This window comes from Vibrio sp. 1978, from assembly GCF_033344345.1.
This window is the reverse complement of the sequence record NZ_JAWPOP010000223.1, coordinates 1-914: the sequence shown is the minus strand read 5'-3', so window position 1 is coordinate 914 and position 914 is coordinate 1. Positions and strand designations below refer to the sequence as shown.

Annotated in this window: 1 protein-coding gene; it reads right to left on the bottom strand. The window is 46.6% G+C overall.

Features of this window, described 5'->3' with window-relative positions:
- On the bottom strand, positions 1 to 914 hold a 914-nt coding region (gene pyrG / locus R8N49_RS25685), incomplete at both ends, for a glutamine hydrolyzing CTP synthase (protein WP_318190279.1).

Below are 914 nucleotides of genomic sequence, written 5' to 3'. Positions count from 1 at the left end.
GAATGTGCACCTTCCATACCCGCAACGTTACGCGCGTATTCGATAAGTGCAACTTGCATACCTAGACAGATACCTAGGTAAGGCACTTTGTTTTCACGTGCGTATTGAGCCGCACGGATCTTGCCTTCAACACCACGATCACCGAAACCACCTGGAACTAGGATAGCGTCTAGACCTTCTAGAAGCTCAACGCCTTTAGTTTCGATGTCTTGAGAGTCTACGTACTTAATGGTTACGTTTAGGCGGTTTTTCAAGCCTGCGTGCTTAAGTGCTTCGTTCACAGATTTGTACGCATCTGGTAGTTCGATGTATTTACCGACCATACCGATAGTTACTTCACCTGTTGGATTCGCTTCTTCGTAGATAACCTGTTCCCATTCAGAAAGGTCAGCTTCTGGCGCATCAATACCGAAACGAGTACACACTAGGTCATCAAGACCTTGAGACTTAACAAGTTGAGGGATCTTGTAGATTGAATCTACGTCCTTCATTGAGATTACCGCTTTCTCAGGAACGTTACAGAAAAGTGCAATCTTCTTACGCTCGTTCGCTGGGATCATGCGATCGCTGCGGCAAACTAGGATGTCTGGTTGGATACCGATAGACAGTAGCTCTTTAACAGAGTGCTGAGTCGGTTTAGTTTTCACCTCGCCAGCTGCTGCTAGGTAAGGAACAAGAGTTAGATGCATGAACATTGCGCGTTCACGGCCAAGTTCTACTGCTAGCTGACGGATTGCTTCCATAAATGGTAGCGATTCGATATCACCTACCGTACCACCAACTTCAACGATAGCAATATCGTGGCCTTCAGAACCTGCGATTACGCGGTCTTTGATAGCGTTAGTGATATGAGGGATAACTTGAATAGTTGCGCCTAGGTAGTCACCACGACGTTCTTTACGAAGTACGTCGGC